The organism is Streptomyces sp. NPDC048196, assembly GCF_040652715.1.
GTDB lineage: Bacteria > Actinomycetota > Actinomycetes > Streptomycetales > Streptomycetaceae > Streptomyces > Streptomyces siderophoricus.
The window spans coordinates 236,339-253,746 of sequence record NZ_JBEZMM010000006.1 but is presented as its reverse complement, the minus strand read 5'-3'; the positions used below and the strand labels follow the sequence as shown (position 1 = coordinate 253,746).

Genomic DNA, 17,408 nt, shown 5'->3' with positions numbered 1-17,408 from the left:
TCCCGGCTTGGGCCGCGGGGCGTCAGTCGTCGACGGCCGGCGGGTGGCGCAGTACGTACAGGCCGACGGTCACCGCGAGCACGATGACGCAGCCGGCGAAGGTGAGGCCGGCGCCGCGCAGTCCCAGTTCCATGGTGAGCGCGCCGACCCCGACCACCGGCAGCGAGATGCCGAAGTAGGCGACGAGGAAGAACGCCGAGATGGTGCCGCCGCGGTGCGCGGCGGGCGCCGCCCGGCCCACGGCGGTCAGGCCGGCGCGGAAGGCCAGGCCCTGGCCGGTGCCGCCGCACAGGGCGCCGAGGACCAGCACCGGCAGTGAGGTGACGGCAAGTGAGGTGGCCACCAGTGCCAGACCGATGACCAGCACCAGGCAGCCGCCCGGCAGCGCCTTGCGCACCCCGATCCGCCCGGCGAGCGACTGGCCGGCGGTCGAGCCGAGGAACACCGAGAACACGATCGCGCCGGCGACGGCCAGGTTCGTCACACCCAGCGTCTGCCCGACGAAGCTCGGTGCGACGGCGGTGAACAGGCCCAGCAGCGCGAAGCCGGCGAACGCGGCGACGGCCGAGGGCGTGAACACGCCGCGTACCTCGGGCGGCAGGTGGAGGCGTTGGGGACGCAGCCGGTGCGGCCGGTGCGGATCGCGGACGGTCTCCGGGAGCAGCCAGGTCGCCACGGCCGCCACCGCCACCAGCACCAGGTGCACCGCGAACGGCAGGACCAGCGGCCAGGGCGCGTACTGGGCGAGCAGCCCGGACAGCAGCGGGCCGCAGCCGAGCCCGCCCATGTTCGCGGCGGTCGCGGCGAATCCGGCATGCGCCTCCTGTCCCGGCTTCGCCAGCTCCAGTACGGCCGCGGTGGCGGCACCGCTGAACAGCCCGGCGGCGAACCCGGAGAGCACCCGGCCCAGGAAGAGGAAGGGCAGCCCGCCCTCGAAGATGAAGCAGAGTGCGCTGGCCGCGGAGAGCGCCAGGGCGCAGAACAGCACCGGTCGCCGGCCCACGTCGTCGGAGACGTTGCCGGCGAGCAGCAGCACGGTGATCACGCCGAGTGCGTACACGGCGAAGACCACGGTCACCATGAGCTCGGAGAACCCGATCTCCTGGCGGTAGAGCCCGTACAGCGGGGTGGGGAGGGTGGTTCCGGCCATGCCGATGGCGAACACGCCCGCCGCCACGGCATATCCGGGACGGCGGCCGGTTGCTGCTGCCTTGCGATCGCTGATCATGGCCTCAACGTAGGCTCCGGCCGGCCGGGGCGTCGAGGAGCGCGGCACAAAGCGGCACGGTGCCCCCGCCGGCCGGCGGGGGCACCGTGGGACGGAGGTCCGGGCTCAGTGCTTGGCCGACGGGGCGTTGGCCGCCGTCACGTTCACCGCCGACCAGGCCTTGTTCACCGTCTTGTACTCGGTGCTGGTGGCGCCGTAGAGGTCCTTCGCCGCGTGCAGCGTCGCGGTCCGGGCGTCGTGGAAGTCGGTCGTGGAGACCATGTACCGGGTGAGCGCCCGGTAGAAGATGGCGAGCGCCTTGGTGCGGCCGATCCCGGTCACCCGCGAGCCGTCGCGGGTGGGGGAGTCGTAGGCGACGCCGCCGATGGTCTTCTTGCCGCTGCCCTCGGCGAGCAGGTAGAAGGCGTGCGAGGAGACGCCGGAGCCGGCGTGCACCTCGGTGTCGTAGGACGCCTTCGACCAGTAGTCGACGGTGCCCTCCAGCTTGTCGAGCGACGGCTTGTCCAGGCGGCGCAGGAACTTCTGCTCAAGGCCCAGCTTCTCGCCCATCAGGTAGTTCGGCGGGTTCTTCGGGTTGTTGGTGGCGAACTCCACCGCGCTGCCGAAGATGTCCGCGAGCGACTCGTTGAGCGAGCCCGGTTCGCCGAACTGGTTTCCCTCCTCGTCGACGCGGGTGGGCTGGAGGTTGGCGGTGGCGTCGACCACGCCGTGGGTCAGCTCGTGGCCGGTGACGTCCAGGACGACCAGCGGCTTGGCGAACGTCTTGCCGTCGCCGTCGCCGTAGAGCATGCAGCCGCAGTCCGACGACCAGAAGGCGTTGCCCACGTTCTTGCCGAAGTGCACCAGGGCGTGCGCGCCGCGGCCGTCGTTCTTGATGCCCTTGCGGCCGAACGTCTTCTTGTAGAAGTCCAGGGTGCTGGTGATGCCGTACTGGGCGTCCACGGCGGCGGTGGTCCGGTCGCTCGTGGTGCCGTTGCCCCAGCGGTTGGTGGCGGAGGTGAACGCCTTGCCGCCGGAGAACTTCTCCAGCTCCTTGTCACCGGCGTCGCGGGTCTCGGTGTTGCCGCGCGTCGAGTCCTTGAGGACGAAGGACTTCTTGGCGGTCCGCGTGGTGGACAGCGGTACGCTGCCGACGAAGAAGGACGCGCCGGTGCCCTTGGCGGCGGCCGGGTAGCCGGCGGTGGCGGCCGCCTGGCCGGTGGCCGGCGCGGCGGGCGAGAACTCCCGGGTCGCGGGGTTGAGCCGCTCGCCCCGCTTGCGCAGCTTCTCCTGGACGGCCGGCGACAGGAAGGAGTCGTTGGCGGGGGTGTTGCTCAGCACCGCGCCGGTGGCCGCGTCGAGGACGACCGTACGGGCGCCGCCGGCCTCGTCGGTACGGCTGTCCGCCACCTCGACCTGGTAGGCCAGGGTGAGCCGGTCGTCACGGGCGTCCACGACCAGTTCGGCGGTACCGGCCTCGCCCTCGGCCACCTTGGCGGCCTTCGCCTCGGCCTGACCGGCCGACAGCTTGGGGTCGGTGTCGGAGAGGTCGACCTGGTGCCGGTAGGCCCGGGTCACGCCCTCGTACGCCGAGTGGGCGCTGAGGTGGACGACGAGGTCGCCGCCGAGGACGGGCAGGCCGCGGTGGGTGCGGACGAAGCGGACGTGCTGCCGGCCGTCCGGGTCGACCATCGTGTCGACGGCCTTGAGGGTGTCCTTCTTGCCGACTCCGGTGGCCGAGCCGTGCGCGACCGCGGCGGCGCGGGCGGCTTCGACGATCTTGCTGGAGGAGGGGGCCGCGGAGGGGGCGGCGGCGGCCGGAGCGGCCGAGTGGTGCGCGGTGGCGGCGCCCGCCACCCCGGCCGTCAGGGTCGCGGCCGTCGTCACCGCGACCGCGATGGCCAGGCGGTGGCTGCGTATGTGGGGTCTACGCACAGATGTGGGTCCTTAGCGCTGCGGGGGCGGTGGCCACGCCAACCGCCCGTACACGCGGTGCCGTTGGGCACCGCGGGGGCCGGTCGGCCCCGCGCAAACCCTGTCTGCCTGGCATGAGCATGTAAAGCCATATGCTCGGTATGCGAGATTCGTGGTGAAAATTTGACAATTGATCACCTTTGGGTGATGGCAAGGTGACCAACGGTGCCTGTGTTGTCAGGGGAGACTCGATGCGACCGGAATTGGTTGCTCCGCCGGCGCAGCAAAAAGTCCACGACCCGTCAGGTCGTGGACTCGCAAGGCCGGGACGCGGGCCCGGACTTCAGCGGAGGATTCCGGCACTCACGGACGATCCAGGCGCCCGCTGCCCGCTGTGGTGCGACTGCCTGCTACTGCTCCTGCCGGTGGAACAGCTCGTCGAGGGACGCCTCGGCCCGGTCCCCGCCGCGGACCGCCTCCACCACGGCCTGGTGGAAGCTGCGGCTGGCCGCTTCGGAATCGCAGGGCACGGGACTGCCGGCCATCGTGTACCAGTCCGAGGACCCGGTGTACTGCACAGCTACGTGCGCCAGATTCTCCGACCAGGTCGTGTGGATGGTCAGATCGCCGTTCATCACGCCGATCTCCTCCGCGCGCACCGCGCCGGGGAGCGCGTGGATCCCGACAGTGGTCCAAGATGCCCAGGTCATGATGTTCCCCTCGGCGGCAAGGGCACCGGCCGGCGGCCGGGCGCGGTGTCTTTCAGTTTCGCATCTGCCGTCCGGCGGCGCACCGCATGCGGGGGCGCGGATTCCGCCACCGGCCCCCGACGCCCTGTGACCGTCCGCTCACGCCGTGTCGCCCGGCGCGGCCCGTGGCGGACGGCTGTGCACCGGTGCGGTCCCCGGTGTCTCGGGTCGGGACTCAATCGATGACCGTATGGAAGAACGTGACCCCGGCGCCGAACGCCGCTCCGCCGACCAGGGCGGCGGACGCCAGGGTTCCGCCGTTGACACAGGTGAGCACACCGGCGCCGAGGGCGGTGAGGGCGCCGAGCAGGAAGATGACGGCGGCGCGCTGGCTCAGCAGGGCTGATCTGTTCTCGGACACATCAACTCCGATCTGCGCGGGAGCGGAGGACCGCTCGGGGCGGATGCTGATGCTCTGATCGATCTTCTCATCCGCCGCCCCGAATCCCCGGTAGCACACGCTGTCGGCGCCGGTCGGCCACCCGATCCGGGCAGTCAGCCGGCCGCCGCCCGCCGGGTGAGCGCGAGCACCGCCATGTCGTCGTCGCGCGGCCCGCCGGTCCACCGCTCGACCTCCCGCACCAGGACGTCGATCAGCTCCTGCGGCCCGCCGAACGGGCCGCGGCCCGCCAGCTGCGCCGCCGGGTCGTAGAACCGCCCGCCGCGGTCCCGGGCCTCGGTCACTCCGTCGGTGACCAGCAGCACGGTGCTGTCCACGGGGAACGGCACGCCGACCGGCTCCGGCCGGGCCGGCGCCAGCCCGCCCAGGCCGAGCGGCAGTCCTGGTTCGCCGGTCGCAAGGGCCCGCACCTCGCCGTCCCGGCACAGATACGGCGCCGGGTGGCCGCAGTTCAGCAGCCACAACTCACCGCTGTCCGGCCGGACTTCCCCCAGCAGGGCCGTGATGAAGCCCTCCAGACGGCTCTCCTGGGAGAGTTGCTCGCCCGCCCGCAGCAACGACCGCTCCAGCCGCTCGGCCAGCCCGGTCAGCTCCGGCTCCTGCTCCGCCGCCTCCCGGAACGCGCCCAGCAGCACCGACACCGCGCTCACCGCGCCCAGCCCCTTGCCCCGCACATCGGCGATCAGCAACCGCACCCCGTACGGCGTCCGCTGCACGGCATAGGCGTCACCGCCGATCCGGGCCTCGCTCTGGGCGGCCTGGTAGCGGGCCGCCACGGACAGCGGCCCGATGCGCTCCGGCGGGGCCGGCAGCACGGCGAGCTGTGCCGCCTCCGCCACCATCCGCACCACGTCCAGATGGCGGCCGTGTCGGGCGATCACCCGGTTCACCCCGATGCCCATCAGCGCGGCGAACAGGGTGTTGGCCAGCTCCAGATGACCCACCGCGTCACCGGCGGTGCCGTCCTTCACCGTCAGCGCGAACACCCCGAGCACCAGCACCAGCCCGATCGCGACGGTGTGCCGCAGCGTCAGCAGCGCACCCGCCGTCACACTGGCCGCGGTCAGCATCGGATCACCCCAGTAGTCCTGCGGCGACAGCGCGTCCCAGAGGAGACCGCCGGCCACCAGGACGGCCGGGGCGAGCCGCGCGTAGCGGGGCCAGCGCACGGCCGGCGGCCGGAGCGCGGGCGCGGGCGCGTGCGGATCGGCCACCGCCGACCCGGCGGGGGTGCTCAGCGGTGCTCCGGATTGGCCTGGTCCGCCCGGCAGCCGGCGTCCCACTCGGTGCGCTGGTTGCCGTGCGCCGGGATGCCGCCCGCCCGCTTGAGCATCGCCGCGACATGCATCAGGTTCCAGCTCATGAAGGCGGTGTTGCGGTTGGTGAAGTCGTTCTCCGGCCCGCCCGAGCCCGGATCCAGGTACGACGGTCCGGGCCCGGCCTCACCGATCCAGCCGGCGTCGGCCTGCGGCGGGACGGTGTAGCCCAGGTGCTGCAGGCTGTAGAGGACGTTCATGGCGCAGTGCTTGACGCCGTCCTCGTTGCCGGTGATCAGACAGCCGCCCGCCCGGCCGTAATAGGCGTACTGGCCACGGTCGTTGAGCACGCTGGAACAGGCGTAGAGCCGCTCGATGACCTGCTTCATCACCGAGCTGTTGTCACCGAGCCAGATCGGCCCGCACAGCACCAGGATGTCCGCGGCCAGCACCTTGCGGTACAGCGCCGGCCAGGCATCGGACGCCCAGCCGTGCTCCGTCATGTCCGGCCACACCCCGGTCGCGATGTCCTCGTCGACGGCCCGGATCACCTCCGTCGTGACCCCGTTGCCCGCCATGACGGCCCGGCTCCGCTCGACCAGGCCCTCGGTGTTGCTGATCTCCGGCGAGCGCTTGAGCGTGCAGTTGATGAAGAGGGCGCTCAGGTCGTCGTAGCGGTACGCGGGGGTCATCGGAACTCCTTGCACGGGCGGCTGCGCCTTCGGGGATCTCTCCCCGAGCCTTCAACCCGGCCGGGCCCCCGGCCACCCGGACGGCCCGAACGTGTGTCACCCCTTCGCCGCCAGCCGGGCGTAGGCCCGGACATCGGCGTCCGGGTCGTCGGCGGCCGCGGCCAGCGCGCTCCGCGCGTCCGCCCGCCCCGCGTGGGCGCGCAGCGCCAGCACCGCGGCCCGGCGCACGTCCGCCTCCGGATCGGCCAGGGCGGAGCCCAGCGCGGGCACCGCGACGCCCGGCCCGGCGGCGGCCAGTGCCCGGGCGGCGCCGGCCCGGACCTGCCATGCCGGGTCCCCGAGCGCGGCGACCGCGGCGGCGTCGTACGGCGCCGGGCAGCCCGTGGTGGCCAGCGCCGCCAGCGCCGCGGCCCGTACCAGCGGGTCCGGGTCGGTCAGCAGCGCCGCCAGGTCGTCCGGGCCGCCGGCCGTGCCCAGCCCGTGCGCGGCCGCCACCCGTACCTCACGCGACCCGTCCCCGGCGGCCCGCCGCAGGTCGGCGACGGCGTCCAGGGACACCAGGGCGCGTACGGCCTGGATCCGGACGTCCACGGCGGGGTCGTCCAGCGCACCGGCGAACAGCGCCCGGTCGCCCAGGCGCAGCGCCCGCAGCACCTCCACCGCGGCCCCCCGGACCGCCGCGTCGAGTCCGGCGTGCACCGCGGCGGCCAGCGGCGCGCCCAGCTCCGGCTCCGGTTCCAGCACCTCGACCAGTTCCCGCAGCGAGGCACCGGCGGCCGCCCGTACGGCCGGGTCGGGATCGGCGAGCGCGGCGGCGAGCGCCGGGCCGGTGCCGGCCGGCACGCCCTCGGTGAGCGCGTCGACCGCGGCCCGCCGGACGGCCGGGTCCGGATCGGCCAGGTAGGGCCGCAGTGCCGTCAGGCCGGGCTGCTCCTCGGCGAGCGCGAGCAGCCCGAGCAGCCGCGGCGAGGGGCCGCCCGCGGCCACCGGGTGGGCCGGCCCGCCGCCCGGCGATCCACCGGCCGTCCGGGACCCCACCGGCGGGGTGTCCCGTGGGCCCGCGGTGGCGACCTGCTCCGGTTCGACCTCCCCGAGGAACCGGGACGGGCCGCCGGTCGGCGCGTACTCCGGCACCGGGACCACGTAGGGCGCCACCGGGCGGGCGGTGAACTCCATCCGGCCCGCCGCCGACCTGCGCAGATCGAGATGGTGCAGCCAGCGGGCGTCGTCGGTGTGCGGATGGTCGGTGCGCTCGTGGTACAGGCCCCAGCGCGACTCGGTGCGGGCCAGCGACGACCGGGCGGCCATCTCGGCGCAGTCGCGGATGAAGTGCACCTCGGCGCAGCGCATCAGCTCGTGCGGCGTACGGGCGCCCATCCGGTCGATCTCGCCGCGCATCCGCTCGAAGTGCTCGACGGCCAGCGACAGCCGGGCGCCGCTCTTGGGCGGGGCGACGTAGTCGTTGACGAAGCGGCGGAGTTTGTACTCGACCTGTGTCTGCGGGGGGCCGTCGGGGTGGCGCAGCGGACGGTAGATCAGCTCGTGCGCGGCACGCAGCTGGTCAGCGGGCAACTCGCCTTCGTGGGCGCGGAATCGGGCCGCGTCCTCGCCCGCCAGATCGCCGAAGACGAACGCGCCGATCATGTAGTTGTGCGGGACGCAGGCCAGGTCGCCCGCCGCGTACAGCCGCGGCACGGTGGTGCGGCCGTGGTCGTCGACCCGCACCCCGGACGCCGAATGGCCGCCGCACAGCCCGATCTCGGAGATGTGCATCTCCACGTCGTGGGTGCGGTAGTCGTGCCCCCGCCCGGCGTGGAAGGTGCCGCGGGTGGGGCGCTCCGTGGTGTGCAGGATCGTCTCCAGGGCGGCCACCGACTCCTCGGGCAGATGACTGAGCTTCAGGTACACCGGGCCGCGGTCGGAGGCCACCTCCGCCGCGAACTCGGCCATCATCTGCCCCGACCAGTAGTCCGACGTCACGAACCGCTCGCCGTGCCGGTTGACCTGGTACCCGCCGAAGGGGTTCGCGACGTAGGCGCAGGCCGGGCCGTTGTAGTCCTTGATCAGCGGGTTGATCTGGAAGCACTCGATACCGGTCAGCTCGGCGCCCGCGTGGTACGCCATCGCATGCCCGTCACCGGCGTTGGTGGGGTTCTCGTACGTGCCGTAGAGGTAGCCCGAGGCGGGCAGCCCCAGCCGGCCGCAGGCGCCGGTGGCCAGGATCACCGCGCCCGCCCGGACCGTGGTGAACCGGCCCGTACGGGTGTGGAAGCCCGCGGCCCCGATCGCCCGGCCGTCGTCGCCGGTCAGCACCCGCACCGGCATCACCCGGTTCTCGATCCGGATCTTCTCGCGCATCTCGCGCCGCCGCAGCTGCCGGTACAGGACCTTCTTGACGTCCTTGCCCTCGGGCATCGGCAGCACGTACGAGCCGGACCGGTGCACCTGGCGGACCGCGTACTCCCCGTGCTCGTCCTTCTCGAACTTCACGCCGTACCGCTCCAGCCGCTGCACCATCGCGAAGCCCCGGGTGGCGGTCTGCCGGACGGTGGACTGGTCGACGACGCCGTCGTTGGCGCGGGTGATCTCGGCGACGTAGTCGTCGGGCTCGGCCCGGCCGGGGATGACCGCGTTGTTGACGCCGTCCATGCCCATGGCCAGCGCACCGGAGTGCCGGACGTGCGCCTTCTCCAGCAGCAGGACGGACGCGCCGCGCCCGGCGGCGGTGAGCGCGGCCATCGTGCCGGCGGTGCCGCCGCCGATGACCAGGACGTCACAGACCAGTTCCTCGGCGTCGGCGAGGGCGGGGATGTCCATGTGGATCTGCCTTTCAGCTGCAGAGGGAGGCGAGGGCGGTACGGCGCAGCTCGGCCGTGGCCGGATCGGTGTGCGCCGCGCGGTCGCGGGGGCGGGGTACGCGGATGACACGACGGGTCCGGCCGGTGCCGAGCAGGGCCACCCGGTCGCCGAGGAAGAGCGCCTCGTCGACGTCGTGCGTGACGAAGACGACGGTGGCGCCGGTGCCCCGCAGCACCTCGACGAGGAGTTCCTGCATCCCGGCCCGGGTCCGGACGTCCAGCGCGCCGAACGGCTCGTCCATCAGGACCGCACGGGGCCGGCCGGCCAGCGCGCGGGCGAGCTGGGCGCGCTGCCGCTGACCGCCGGAGACCTGGTGCGGCAGCCGGGCGGCCTGCTCGCCGAGCCCGACCCGGGTCAGCCATCCGGAGGCCCGCGCCCGGCGCTCGGCACGCGCCAACCCACGTACCGCAAGCGGGAGTTCGACGTTGCCCCGCAGGGTGCGCCAGGGCAGCAGCGCGTCCTCCTGGAACACCAGGGCGCGGTCGGCGCCGGGCCCGGTGAGCGGCTCGCCGTCCTGGCTCAGCCGGCCGCCGAGCGGGGGCAGCAGACCGGCGAGGGTGCGCAGCAGCGTGGACTTGCCGCAGCCGGACGGGCCGACGACGGTGAGGATCTCGCCCGGGGCGACATCGAGGTCCAGGCCGTGCAGAACGGGCGCGCCGGGCCGGCCCAGCACGGCATCGGCCAGGGTCAGCCGCAGGCCCTGCGCGGGGGCTTCGGCGGGCGCCGGGGCGGTGCGTTCGGTGCGGGTCATACCTGCTCCCTGATCGTCGCCGGGCCGGTGTGCGCCGGAGCCCGTCCCTCGGGAGGCGTCTCGGCCGGCAGCGGGCGCCCGGGGGCCTGGCTGGCCTCCGTTCGGGGAAGCCGGCGCGTCGGCGCCTGGCTCCCCTCCGCACCGGGTGGCAGCCAGCGCCGGGGCGCCCGGCCTCCCTCCCGGTGGGGTAGCCAGCGCACCAGGCGCCGTCCCGTCAGCTCCACCGCCGTGGCGGTCAGCCGTCCCAGTAGTCCGATGGTTGCCATCCCGACGAATACGCCGGGGTAGTCGACGATGGTGTAGTCCTGCCAGGTGCGGTAGCCCACGCCGTACTCCCCGGAGATCATCTCCGCGGAGATCACACAGATCCACGAGACCCCGATGCCGACCGACAGTCCGCCCAGGATCCCCGGCAGCGCCCCCGGCAGCACCACCGACCGCAGCACCCGCCAGCGGCCGCCGCCCATGGTCAGCACCGCCTCCTCCCACACCGGGGTCACCGCCCGCACCGCGTGCCGGGTGGAGACCGTGACCGGGAAGAACGCCGCCGCGAAGGTGATGAAGACGATGCCCTGCTCATTGCTCGGGAACAGCAGGATCGCCACCGGCACCAGCGCGATCGCCGGTATCGGGCGGAGCACTTCGAGCAGCGGGCCCAGCAGGTCGGAGGCGAGCGGGGAACGGGCGACGGCGGTGCCGACGGCCACGCCCAGCACGGCCGCGAGCGCGAAGCCGCTGATGATCCGGGTCAGGCTGTCGGTGACGTCCTGCCAGTACGTCGCGGTGCCGAGCCGGCGGACGAACTCGCCCGCCGTCTCGGTGACCGTCGGGAACTGCCCGAACCGCAGCCACAGGTTCACCCGGAACTGGGCGAGCAACTGCCAGCCGGCCAGCGCCGCCAGGACCGCCGCGGCACGTCGGGCGCGCCGGGTCCACGGCGCGCTCACCGGGCCTGCTCCAGAGCGGCGGGGTAGCCGATGGTGCGGGCACCGGGGTGCTTGTGGGTCCAGGCGTCCGCGGTGGCCCGGGTGACGAACGGCAGCAGCCGCCCGCCGTCGTGGACCCAGACCGCCTTCTCGGCGAACCAGCGGCTGCCGGTCGTCGCATCGGCCACGTACGCGGCCCGCACCGAGGCGCGGTGCGCGGCGACGAACCGCAGCAGGGCCGCCGGGTCGGCGAAGGAGTGGGTGCGGTCCTCGCCGCGCAGCCACACCTCGTCGGCGGACGGATGCGCGGTGGAGCGCACGGCCGTGGCGTAACCGCTGCCGTAACCCGCCTTGACGAAACGGTCGTTGACGAAGGAGTCGACATCGACCGGCCCGGTCAGCCGGGCCGCCCGCAGCACCGGGACGTCCTTCTTCAGCGCGGCGATCAGCTGCGGCTTGAGGGTGGGGTCGAAGGTCGCGATGCCTCCGGCGCCGTTGTAGAGGTAGACCACCTCGGCCGGCAGCCCGGTGGCCCTGGCGACCCGCTCGGCGGCGTCGACCGGGTGGCGCTGCACGTACCGGGTCGCCTCCCGTTGCGCGGCGAGGAACGCCTTGACGACCCCGGGGCGTTGACCGGCGAAGGCGTCCCGCACGGTCACGCCGTGGAAGGTGGGCAGACCGAGCGCGCCGCCGTCGTAGAACGCCTGCGCCTTGCCCTGGAAGGCGAGCAGCCCCGGCCAGGCGACGAACTGCGAGAGCGCGTCGGCGCTGCCCGACTGCAGCGCCGAGGCGCCCACCGCCGGCTGCTGGTTGAGCTTGTGGACGCCCTGCTCCGGGTCGATGCCGGCCCGCTGCAGGGCCCGTACCAGCGTCCCGTCGGAGGCCGAGCCGACGCTGCTGGAGACCTTCTTGCCGCGCAGGTCCGACAGCGAACGCAGCGCCGAACCGGGCTTGGTCACAATGGTGTTGAGCGCTCCGCGCAGGTTGTAGCCGGTGACCGACACCAGCCGGGTCGGGGCGTGCAGCTGCTTGCCGCGGGCGGCGTTGATGAGCAGCGGGAAGTCGCCCATCGAGCCGATGTCGACCTTCCCGGCGACCATCTGCGCGGTGATCGGCGCACCGGTCGCGTAGTCCTGCCAGGCGACCTTGTACGTCCGGCCGTCGCGCTTGCCCTGCGCCCGCAGCTCCCGCTCGAAGTAGCCGAGCGAGCGCAGCAGGGTGCCGGCGGTGACGGTGTTGATGGTCTTGGACTGGTAGCCGACGGTGACGGTGACGTGCTTGCCGTCGCCCGCCTCCGCGGCACCGCCGCAGCCGGCGAGGGCGAGGGGGAGGAGCAGGGCCGCAGCCGCGAGGGGGATCGCGGGCCGGGTGCGCTTCAGGGTGGTGTGCCGCATGGGGACGTGCCTCTCATCGCAACAAATAGGGCATGTTGACCGTGACCGCGCCGGTGGGACAGCGAGCGGCGCACGGGCCGCAGTACCAGCACTCGTCGACGTGCATGTACGCCTTGTTGCTGGCCGGATCGATGGCCAGTGAGTCCAGCGGGCACATGTCGACGCAGAGCGTGCAGCCGTCGATGCACTTGGACTCGTCGATGGTCACGGGCACGTCGGCCCGTTGCGACGTCAGAGGCATGGCGGTCTCCAGGAAGCGGGGAGGCGGGGGAGGCTGGGGGAGCGGGAGGCGGGAGCGGGGCGCGGACCGCGTGGGGGAGCGGCCCGGCGAGCGGCCGGGGCGCTCGGCGGGTATGCCGGGACCATAGCGATGCCTTCCGGCCAGTGGTGTTGCCGCAGTATTGCGCCACCCACGGAACCCGAGGCACCCGCTGTGACCTGGGCTTGTGTGCGGTCCGGGGGAAGATCTGCCACCGGGCGGGCCGGCCGGGTGCGGTGCCGCCGGCCGGACCACCCGGCCCCCGTGTCGGCAGGCCGGCCGCGCCGCCTCCGGTTAGCGTCGAAGCTCCAAGGCTCCGCCGCCGTGCCCGGGAGGTTGCCGCATGGCCACATGGCCGGCCGTGCTCTTCGCCCTGCTCGCCGCGGCCAGCAACGCGCTGGCCACGGTGCTGCAGCGGCGTGCGGCCCGCACCGTCCCGCTCGCCCGCGGCCTGCGCGTGGGCCTGCTCGTCGACCTGCTGCACCGGGCCGCCTGGCTCGGCGGCATGCTCGCCGTCATCGCCGCGGCCTGCTTCCAGGCGCTGGCGCTCTCCCAGGGCGCGCTGTCCGTGGTCCAGCCGATCTTCGTCCTCGAACTCCCGCTGGCCCTGCTCATCGGCCGGCTGCTGCTCGGCGGGCGGATCTCCCGCGGCGGCTGGACCGGCGTGGCGCTGATCGTCGTCGGCCTCGGCTCCGCGCTGGCCGCCGCCGCCCCCACCATCGGCACCGACCACGCCCCGCTCAGCCGCTGGGTACTCGCCCTGGCGGTGTGTGCCGCGGTGGTCGGGACGGCGGTCGGCGCCGCGCTGCGCCGCGGGGCCGGCGGCGTACGGGCGGCCTGCTTCGCCGCCGCCGCGGCCGTCTCCTACGCCCTGACCGCGGCCCTGATGAAGGACGCCACGCACGCCTGGCAGACCGGCGGCCCGGCCAGCTTCTTCGCCTCCTGGCAGACCTACGGGTTCGCGGTCGTCGGCGTGCTGGCCCTCTTCCTCTTCGAGAACGCCATGCAGTCCGGCCCGCTGACCGCCTCCCAGCCGGTGCTCACCCTCGGCGACGCGCTGGTGAGCCTGTCGCTGGGCGTCACCCTCTTCGACGAACGGGTCCGCACCGGCTGGTGGCTGATCCCCGAATGCGCCGGCATCGCGCTGGTCCTGTGGGGCGCCCTGTACCTCTCCCGCGTCGCACTGACCAGAGACGTGGTCACCGGCCAGGAGACCCCTTCGGCGGTCAGTGACCGGCCCGCCCGCTGATCGTTCACCGGAGATGAACCACACCGGCCCCGCCAGAACCGCCCTCGCCACGGCCACCGCCGCCACGGCCCTCGCCGTCTCCCTGCTCGGCCCGGCCGCACCGGCCCGCGCCGACGGCCGCCCGATGCCCGACGTGACGGGCAAGAACCTGGTCACCGCCTACGGGGAGCTCAACTACAACACCACCGTCCGGTTCCGGGACGGCCGCGGAGCCGGCCGCCTGGTGCTCTGGCCGGCCTCGTGGAAGGTCTGCGGTCAGGACCCGGCGCCGGGCACGCCGATGGACGACCGGAAGATCACGCTCACCGTGGTCAAGGCCACCGAGGAGTGCGCGGCCCCGGCCGCGTGAGGACCACCGCGGTGCGGCCGCCGCGAGCCGCCGGACGGTCGCACCGGAAGTCTCCGCCCCCGGTGCGCAGCACCGCCTCCAGGGCGCTAAGCTTGCTGGATACAAGCAATCTATTGGCCCGGATCGAGCCGGATCGATGCTTCACCGCTAAGGATCAACACGATGAGTAAGGGTCTCGTGCCGGGATGTGACCGGGCGGCCCCGCGGATCACCGTCGAGTCGGCGCTGGAAGAGGCGGCGGCCGGGCTGGGAACGGAGATCGTCCGTTTCTCCCGGCTGCTCGCGGCCTGGAAGCAGCGGGCCAAGACCGACGGCGGCGCCGCGGACCGGGTGCTGCTGGCCCGGCTGGTGGTCGGCGGGGACATGCGGGCGACCGACCTGGCCGCCGACGCGTTCCTGGACCTGTCCACGGTCAGCCGCCAGGTGCGTTCGCTGGTCGAGCGCGGCCTGGTGGCCCGCCGTCCCGACCCGGAGGACCGCCGCGGGTCACTGCTGGCCGCGACCGACGCCGGACGGGCCGCGTTCGAGAACTACCGGCGTCAGCGCGACGCCGAACTGGCCGCGCTCCTCGCGCCGTGGTCGCCCCAGGACCGGGCCGACCTCATCCGGCTGCTGGGCCGGCTCAACGAGGACATGGCGACACGACAACACACACGGCTGGGTCCCGGGGGAGACCAGGGTGCCGCCGTGGAGCAGGGAGAGATACGTACATGAGCACCACCTCCCCGCCCGAGGCGGGAGCCAAGGCGATACCCGGGTCCGGAGTGCTGACCCACCGTCAGATCCTCACCATCCTCAGCGGCCTGATGCTCGGCATGTTCCTCGCCGCGCTCGACCAGACCATCGTCAGCACGTCCATCCGGACCATCGCCGACGACCTGCACGGCCTCAGCCAGCAGGCCTGGGCGACCACCGCCTACCTGATCACCTCGACGATCGCCACCCCGCTGTACGGCAAGCTGTCCGACCTGCACGGCCGCAAGCCCTACTACCTCACCGCGATCAGCATCTTCGTCATCGGCTCGGTGCTGTGCACCTTCTCCACCTCGATGACCGAACTCGCCGCGTTCCGCGCGGTGCAGGGGCTGGGCGCCGGCGGTCTGATGTCGCTGGCGCTGGCGATCATCGGTGACATCGTCCCGCCCCGCGAACGCGCCCGCTACCAGGGCTACATGCTCGGCACCTTCGCCACCTCCAGCGTCGCCGGACCGCTGATCGGCGGCGCGCTGGCCGGCCAGGACCAGCTGCTGGGCGTCACCGGCTGGCGCTGGGTCTTCCTGGTCAACGTGCCGGTCGGCATCATCGCGCTGTTCGTCGTCGCCAAGGTCCTCAACATCCCGCACACCCGGCGCGACCACCGCATCGACTGGTGGGGCGCGCTCACCATCTCCGTCGGCGTCGTCCCGCTGCTGCTCGTCGCCGAGCAGGGCCGGGAGTGGGGCTGGGACTCGTCCCGGTCGATCGCCTGTTACGTCATCGGCGTGGTCGGCATCATCGCCTGGATCTTCGTGGAGCGGTGGATCGGCGAGGACGCGCTGATCCCGATGCGGCTGTTCCGCAACGGCACCTTCAGCAAGACCAGCCTGATGTCCGTGCTGATCGGCATGGGCATGTTCGGCGGGATGCTGATGATCCCGCAGTACCTCCAGATCGTGAAGGGCGCCAGCCCCACCAGGTCCGGCCTGGAGATGCTGCCGCTGATGGCGGGCATGTTCATCGCCTCCATCGCGTCCGGCCAGATCACCGCCAAGACCGGCCGCTACAAGGTCTTCCCCATCGTCGGCACCGCGCTGATGATCGCGGCGATGCTGCTCTTCCACTACCGCGTCCAGTGGGACACCCCGCTGTGGGAGACCACGGCGTACATGCTCGTCTTCGGCCTCGGCCTGGGCGGCTGCATGCAGACCCTGGTGCTGGCGGTGCAGAACGCCGTGCCGCCCAAGGACATGGGCGTGGCGACCGCGTCGTCCACCTTCTTCCGGCAGATGGGCGCCACCGCCGGTACCGCGATCTTCCTGTCGGTGCTGTTCAGCACCGTCGGCGACAAGATCGCCTCGGCGTTCCGGGACGCGGCGGGCACCAAGCGCTTCCAGGCCGCCCTGCACGACCCCGCCGTCCTGCACGACCCGGCCAACAAGCCGGTGCTGGACATGCTCAAGCACCCGGGCAACGGCAACTCCTCGGGCGTGCTCAGCGATTCGTCGTTCATCCAGCAGCTCGACCCGCGGCTCGCCGAGCCGTTCAAGCGCGGCTTCGCCGACTCGATGCACACCGTGTTCCTCATGGGCGCGGTCGTCGTGGCGCTGGCGTTCCTGCTGATGTGGTTCATCAAGGAGGTGCCGCTGCGGCAGATCTCCGGACTGCAGGCGCGGGCCCAGGCGGAGGCCGAGGCCAACGGCGAGGCCCCGCCCGCCGCGGACGCCGCCGAGGCCCCGGCCGAACCGGCCGAAGCCGCTGCACACGCCGCCGCCCCGGCCGGTGACGCCGTACCGGTACCGGCGCACACCCCTGCGACCGCCGCGGCCGACGCCACCGGACCGGCCATCAGCGGCGCGGTCCGGGACGGCTCCGGACAGCCGGTGACGGGCGCCGCGGTCACCCTGATCAGCGTCGGCGGCCGGCAGCTCGGTCGTACGCGGACCACGGCCGACGGCGGCTACGCGCTGCCCACCACGGGCGCCGGCACCTATGTGCTGATCGCCTCCGCCGGTGCCCGGCAGCCGCAGGCCGTGACCGTCGTCGTCGGCGACGGACCGCTCACCTACGACCTGGTGCTCAGCGGCGCCGCCGGGCTCGCCGGCGAGGTCCGCGAGGAGAAGGGCGACGAGCCGGTGCCCGGCGCGCTGGTCGTGGCGACCGACGTGCGCGGCGAGGTCGTGGCCTCCGGTGTGGCCGGCCAGGACGGCGGCTTCGCCTTCGGGGAACTGACCCCGGGCAGCTACACCCTGGCCGTCAGCGCCGAGCAGCACCGCCCCTCCGCCCTCCAGGTGGAGGTCACCGTCGGCACCCGCAACTGGTACGAGGTCCGGCTGACGCTCGGCGCCCAGGTCCGCGGCACCGTCCGCACCCCCGAGGGCGCCCCGGTGGACGACGCCCGGGTGACCCTGCTCGACCCGGCGGGCAACGTGGTCGGCACCGCCACCAGCGGCCAGGACGGCGAGTACGTCTTCACCGACCTCGACAGCGGCGAGTACACGCTGATCGCCAGCGGGTACCCGCCGGTCGCCACCCCGCTCCGGCTCGGCGCCGCCGGCCAGAGCGACTGCGACATCGAGCTGAGCCATGACGCGGTGAACTGAACGGCACCCTCGGCGGTGTGCGGGGCCCGGTGCGTGAGCGCGCCGGGCCCCGCACCGGTTTGGCGGACCCGGCCCCGGCTACGTACAGTTCCGCCGGTACAGCA

15 protein-coding genes are annotated in these 17,408 nt (G+C 73.3%); 4 read left to right on the top strand and 11 right to left on the bottom strand.

From position 1 onward, the window contains the following. Nucleotides 1-22 precede the first annotated feature (22 nt). The 11 genes from AB0E02_RS10465 to AB0E02_RS10415 all read right to left on the bottom strand — a co-directional run bounded on the left by AB0E02_RS10465 (nucleotide 23) and on the right by AB0E02_RS10415 (nucleotide 12,389). Complete coding sequence (locus tag AB0E02_RS10465; protein ID WP_362137600.1) at nucleotides 23-1,228, bottom strand: MFS transporter; 1,206 nt, start codon at nucleotides 1,226-1,228, stop codon at nucleotides 23-25. 105 nt (nucleotides 1,229-1,333) lie between these two features. Beyond that, a complete protein-coding gene (locus AB0E02_RS10460; RefSeq protein ID WP_362137599.1) occupies nucleotides 1,334-3,142 on the bottom strand; it encodes a M4 family metallopeptidase in 1,809 nt (602 codons plus the stop codon). A 389-nt stretch (nucleotides 3,143-3,531) separates the two neighbouring features. Further along, the gene (locus tag AB0E02_RS10455) at nucleotides 3,532-3,831 is read right to left on the bottom strand and encodes a hypothetical protein (protein WP_362137598.1); all 300 of its coding nucleotides are present in this window, start codon (nucleotides 3,829-3,831) and stop codon (nucleotides 3,532-3,534) included. A gap of 214 nt (nucleotides 3,832-4,045) precedes the next feature. Continuing rightward, nucleotides 4,046-4,231 carry a hypothetical protein gene (locus AB0E02_RS10450; protein ID WP_234442032.1) on the bottom strand — a complete coding sequence of 62 codons (186 nt, stop codon included), beginning with the start codon at nucleotides 4,229-4,231 and terminating at the stop codon, nucleotides 4,046-4,048. 134 nt (nucleotides 4,232-4,365) lie between these two features. After that, nucleotides 4,366-5,484: a PP2C family protein-serine/threonine phosphatase gene (locus AB0E02_RS10445; protein WP_362137597.1), complete on the bottom strand. Its 1,119-nt coding sequence runs from the start codon at nucleotides 5,482-5,484 to the stop codon at nucleotides 4,366-4,368. Nucleotides 5,485-5,504: 20 nt separating this feature from the next. Beyond that, a complete protein-coding gene (locus AB0E02_RS10440; protein WP_362137596.1) occupies nucleotides 5,505-6,218 on the bottom strand; it encodes a flavodoxin family protein in 714 nt (237 codons plus the stop codon). A gap of 96 nt (nucleotides 6,219-6,314) precedes the next feature. After that, nucleotides 6,315-9,035 (bottom strand): fumarate reductase/succinate dehydrogenase flavoprotein subunit, encoded by a 2,721-nt coding sequence (locus tag AB0E02_RS10435; protein WP_362137594.1) that lies wholly within the window; start codon nucleotides 9,033-9,035, stop codon nucleotides 6,315-6,317. Nucleotides 9,036-9,048: 13 nt separating this feature from the next. Further along, a complete protein-coding gene (locus tag AB0E02_RS10430) occupies nucleotides 9,049-9,828 on the bottom strand; it encodes an ABC transporter ATP-binding protein (RefSeq protein ID WP_362137593.1) in 780 nt (259 codons plus the stop codon). Continuing rightward, on the bottom strand, nucleotides 9,825-10,775 hold the full coding sequence (locus AB0E02_RS10425; RefSeq protein WP_362137591.1) for an ABC transporter permease subunit: 951 nt from the start codon (nucleotides 10,773-10,775) through the stop codon (nucleotides 9,825-9,827). Before AB0E02_RS10425 ends, AB0E02_RS10430 begins: the two co-directional genes overlap by 4 nt. After that, a complete protein-coding gene (locus AB0E02_RS10420) occupies nucleotides 10,772-12,148 on the bottom strand; it encodes an ABC transporter substrate-binding protein (RefSeq protein ID WP_362137590.1) in 1,377 nt (458 codons plus the stop codon). The genes AB0E02_RS10425 and AB0E02_RS10420 overlap by 4 nt, the downstream gene beginning before the upstream one ends. Nucleotides 12,149-12,161: 13 nt before the next feature. Further along, a complete protein-coding gene (locus AB0E02_RS10415) occupies nucleotides 12,162-12,389 on the bottom strand; it encodes a ferredoxin family protein (RefSeq protein ID WP_030411784.1) in 228 nt (75 codons plus the stop codon). 361 nt (nucleotides 12,390-12,750) lie between these two features. Here AB0E02_RS10415 and AB0E02_RS10410 point away from each other — a divergent pair, with 361 nt between their 5' ends. From AB0E02_RS10410 to AB0E02_RS10395, 4 genes are all read left to right on the top strand, one after another. Continuing rightward, nucleotides 12,751-13,656: a DMT family transporter gene (locus AB0E02_RS10410; RefSeq protein ID WP_362137589.1), complete on the top strand. Its 906-nt coding sequence runs from the start codon at nucleotides 12,751-12,753 to the stop codon at nucleotides 13,654-13,656. A gap of 13 nt (nucleotides 13,657-13,669) precedes the next feature. Beyond that, nucleotides 13,670-14,005, top strand: a complete 336-nt coding sequence (locus AB0E02_RS10405) for a PASTA domain-containing protein (protein WP_362137588.1) — start codon at nucleotides 13,670-13,672, stop codon at nucleotides 14,003-14,005. 162 nt (nucleotides 14,006-14,167) lie between these two features. Continuing rightward, nucleotides 14,168-14,719 (top strand): MarR family winged helix-turn-helix transcriptional regulator, encoded by a 552-nt coding sequence (locus tag AB0E02_RS10400; protein WP_030801275.1) that lies wholly within the window; start codon nucleotides 14,168-14,170, stop codon nucleotides 14,717-14,719. Continuing rightward, nucleotides 14,716-17,304, top strand: coding sequence for an MFS transporter (locus AB0E02_RS10395; RefSeq protein WP_362137587.1), 2,589 nt, complete (start codon nucleotides 14,716-14,718; stop codon nucleotides 17,302-17,304). The genes AB0E02_RS10400 and AB0E02_RS10395 overlap by 4 nt, the downstream gene beginning before the upstream one ends. Nucleotides 17,305-17,408: the final 104 nt, after the last annotated feature.

Excerpts from the sequence above, each read along its gene's own strand:
- AB0E02_RS10440 (WP_362137596.1), bottom strand. The coding sequence starts at position 6,218 with ATGACCCCCGCGTACCGCTACGACGACCTGAGCGCCCTCTTCATCAAC.
- AB0E02_RS10435 (WP_362137594.1), bottom strand. The coding sequence starts at position 9,035 with ATGGACATCCCCGCCCTCGCCGACGCCGAGGAACTGGTCTGTGACGTC.
- AB0E02_RS10420 (WP_362137590.1), bottom strand. The coding sequence starts at position 12,148 with ATGCGGCACACCACCCTGAAGCGCACCCGGCCCGCGATCCCCCTCGCG.
- AB0E02_RS10400 (WP_030801275.1), top strand. The coding sequence starts at position 14,168 with ATGAGTAAGGGTCTCGTGCCGGGATGTGACCGGGCGGCCCCGCGGATC.
- AB0E02_RS10410 (WP_362137589.1), top strand. The coding sequence starts at position 12,751 with ATGGCCACATGGCCGGCCGTGCTCTTCGCCCTGCTCGCCGCGGCCAGC.
- AB0E02_RS10405 (WP_362137588.1), top strand. The coding sequence starts at position 13,670 with ATGAACCACACCGGCCCCGCCAGAACCGCCCTCGCCACGGCCACCGCC.
- AB0E02_RS10415 (WP_030411784.1), bottom strand. The coding sequence starts at position 12,389 with ATGCCTCTGACGTCGCAACGGGCCGACGTGCCCGTGACCATCGACGAG.
- AB0E02_RS10455 (WP_362137598.1), bottom strand. The coding sequence starts at position 3,831 with ATGACCTGGGCATCTTGGACCACTGTCGGGATCCACGCGCTCCCCGGC.
- AB0E02_RS10430 (WP_362137593.1), bottom strand. The coding sequence starts at position 9,828 with ATGACCCGCACCGAACGCACCGCCCCGGCGCCCGCCGAAGCCCCCGCG.
- AB0E02_RS10465 (WP_362137600.1), bottom strand. The coding sequence starts at position 1,228 with ATGATCAGCGATCGCAAGGCAGCAGCAACCGGCCGCCGTCCCGGATAT.
- AB0E02_RS10395 (WP_362137587.1), top strand. The coding sequence starts at position 14,716 with ATGAGCACCACCTCCCCGCCCGAGGCGGGAGCCAAGGCGATACCCGGG.